A 3,094-nucleotide genomic window follows, 5' to 3' on the forward strand; every position below is an offset into this window, starting at 1 on the left:
CCCCTGTTTACCCGCTGACAATGCTCAAGGCTTCTGTTTTTTGATTGACCAAACCCCGTGGGGAAAAATCAACTATGAAAGAGAGCCACTGGTAACACCAACAGGCACCAACACATGGCGAGCAGTCATGCGTTTTACGCTTCCAGACCAAAGTGACCCTGCGTTTACCACTGAATTGTCGATGAGCATTTCCATGCTCACGCAAATACCAACCAACGAGTATGACCCCGCGTTAAACCAAATGACGATATACATAAACAGGCCCGACATGGCCTTTGCGTATGACGGATTGGTGAAACGCAGCGGGGATGATTCAACCTTGCTTGGGGATTGGGATGTGGGCGGTAACTTTGCGATAACCAACGTCAAAGACGTCACCATCAAAAACAGCAACGGCACTCAAACCGTGGTCTCTGATGGCTTAGTGAATGTGTTTTTAGTCAAACACGATGACATCGTTGATAGACCAAATTGTCCCGAAGGAAAAGAAAGCATCATTAATCTCATGATAGGAGAAATAACCACACCAAAAGATCACACCACGACAGGGCGCATTCGTGCGTATTTAAAATCAACAAACGCCACTCAATGGCGAGTTGGTCTTGATAACATCGTAAAAAAAGACAGCGATGGCGATATTAAAATCAACCATTCAGGTTATTTAACCGCCATCACTCAATGTAAAACCTTATAACCATTAATTAAGGAAATACCATGTTAAAACAAACACTGATCGCCAGCATGATGGCACTGATCCTACTCCCATCGGCTTACGCAAAAGTAACCTATGAAGATGCGGTAAAAGATCAATCCGCCTACAACGCGAAATTGAAGGCCCTTGCTCCGCCACCTGCTGTTGGTTATACCATTGATGAATTATCTGATTTTGAAAATCCTGGGGGCGACTGGACACAGATTTATACAGGCAGCACTACTGGTCGAGTTAATATCCCAAGCAATGCCAAAATGATCATGGTACAAACGAGTGAAGGAACCGTGACGTTCCCAAGAAACAGCGGAAGTTTAGTGCTTGCCTCAAAAATAAGTACTACATCAGAGAAATGTCACTTAACGGCAACCGCAAGGGCACGATTTACAGGCTCTCAAGTCATGGGAGAATATAGTCAGCAAAAAGAAAAGTGCCGAGTCAATGGAGATTACTATTTTGAGTCTAGAAGTGCTCAAATAAGCATCCAAAAAGTGCTGATTCAAAACTAAACTAACCCACTAAAAAGACGCTGAGAAATCAGCGTCTTAAACGATCATAAGTCGCTGGTTTCTTAGAACAAAAGATCATAAACCAAACGCAATAATTAAGTATTTAATAATCCAAAAAATGATATAATAGATCTAATAAAAACAAGGGCTTATTTAAAATGACTATTACAAAAAAACTGTTGTTCTCTTTATTGCTTTCAAGTAATGCTTACGCTGTCACTAATGGTACTTCTGTCAATTGGAATAACTATCAAGACATGGTTGAAATGAGTTGTACTGGAACCGTGATTGCGGGGAAATTTGTACTAACGGCAGCACATTGCACACACGATGACCGTATTCGTTTTTCAGATAACACCATAGTATCAAGCATTGATAGGGTTAATCATCCTGACTGGAATCTATCAGGTGCTCAAATTGATGTATCACTTTGGTCATTACCAAAAACTAGAAATAGTGCCCAAATTCATTACTTCGCAGATTTAACTAAAAACACAGTCAAAAATAATGATAAATTACGACTGTTTGGATTTGGTACAACTAACAACGCAGATGAACCATTACACTATGCAACAGTAAATGCCAATTTAGAACCAATAAGACCGCAAATGATTGATGGACAATTTATCGGTCAAGGCCAAGGTGTTGGAGGTGATTCAGGTGGAGCGTGGTTAAACAACAACAATGAAATCGTAGCTACAGTTAAAAGTGGTGCTAATAGCATAACCTTTGGTACAAATTTACATTATGCAAAAGATTTCATTTTAGAAAACATAAATGGCTGGCACTACCCAACTCTTGCGAATACTTCTAACGGGTCAACCACAATCAAAGTTCAATCATTGCATGACCCATTATCAGGTCAAGTAAATGATATGGCTTACACTTCTGGTGAAGCGACAATTACTGGAGGTACTTGTTTTCAAGCCTCGGATATTCAACCGTTCTCAACCTGTACTTACGCAGTAGAAGGTGCTGGTACTCTTCATCTATCAGATAACGAATCAATTGCTATCAATAAACCAACACCTGAATCAGGCGGCGGTGACAGTGGCGGTAGTCTTGGGTTCTTATCGTTAATCGGCTTACTTGGTCTTGGATTAATCAGAAAAAAGTAATGTTTTGAATTTTAAATGTAAACACTCAAAAATCAGTTTTCTATCCATATTTGCCACCCATAAGAAACACGGGGTTGTCTCATTAGATAAATTAGCATCGTGGAATAGAGTAATTAAAAGAAGCAATGATTCAGGCTTTAAGTGTAAGGAAGAATCAACCATGATGGACGTACATAAAAAATACAAAACAAGATCATAACCATCATAAATCGAACCACAAAAAAGCAGACCAACAGGTTTGCTTTTTTATTGCATTAATATCTCACTTTTAAGAAAAGTTCACATAATAAACACACGTAATCATTCACTTTTTTCCACCTGATAATAATGAATATATTAATCATTTTTTATAACCAAATAATCTAACCAGCCTTATAAATACAAATGACAATTCTAACATTAGGCATATACTCCGACTTCACATAATACGAGCGACTCGTGCTCTCTAGGCTTGTAAATCAGCCTATTTCATAGAAGAAACAATGAATACTGTTAAGTCACAGCAACACATCACCATGTATTTGATTGCTCAAAAACATGAAGATTACGGCTACACCTCTTTAGAAACACTGGCTCAATGGAATCGAAAATTACCAAAGAAAAATCAGTCAGCATTTACCTGCAAAAAAGTAACTACGCTCAATAATACAAAATATAACCTTTAATATTTTCATCCAAAGCAAGCCTATCGGTTTGCTTTTTTCATGCCTGTTATTTACCACATAGAGACATCTTTATTATGACTACGTTTTACTTCT

At 38.5% G+C, this 3,094-nt stretch carries 4 protein-coding genes; all 4 read left to right on the forward strand.

Going from position 1 to position 3,094, the window contains the following annotated elements:
- Window positions 1-694 (forward strand): hypothetical protein (locus PX700_RS21715; RefSeq protein WP_479521916.1); only part of this gene is annotated, 694 nt, incomplete at its 5' end.
- A gap of 20 nt (window positions 695-714) precedes the next feature.
- On the forward strand, window positions 715-1,218 hold the full coding sequence (locus PX700_RS21720; protein ID WP_479521917.1) for a hypothetical protein: 504 nt from the start codon (window positions 715-717) through the stop codon (window positions 1,216-1,218).
- Between the two features lie 266 nt (window positions 1,219-1,484).
- On the forward strand, window positions 1,485-2,336 hold the full coding sequence (locus PX700_RS21725) for a trypsin-like serine protease (RefSeq protein ID WP_479521918.1): 852 nt from the start codon (window positions 1,485-1,487) through the stop codon (window positions 2,334-2,336).
- Window positions 2,337-2,818: 482 nt separating this feature from the next.
- Entirely contained in the window at window positions 2,819-3,001 is a 183-nt protein-coding gene (locus PX700_RS21730; RefSeq protein ID WP_479521919.1) for a hypothetical protein, read from the forward strand.
- Window positions 3,002-3,094 lie beyond the last annotated feature (93 nt).

This window comes from Pseudoalteromonas sp. TP27 (assembly GCF_056470645.1).

Coding starts and splice junctions, on each gene's coding strand:
- PX700_RS21725 (WP_479521918.1), top strand. CDS start 1,485: ATGAGTTGTACTGGAACCGTGATTGCGGGGAAATTTGTACTAACGGCA.
- PX700_RS21730 (WP_479521919.1), top strand. CDS start 2,819: ATGAATACTGTTAAGTCACAGCAACACATCACCATGTATTTGATTGCT.
- PX700_RS21720 (WP_479521917.1), top strand. CDS start 715: ATGTTAAAACAAACACTGATCGCCAGCATGATGGCACTGATCCTACTC.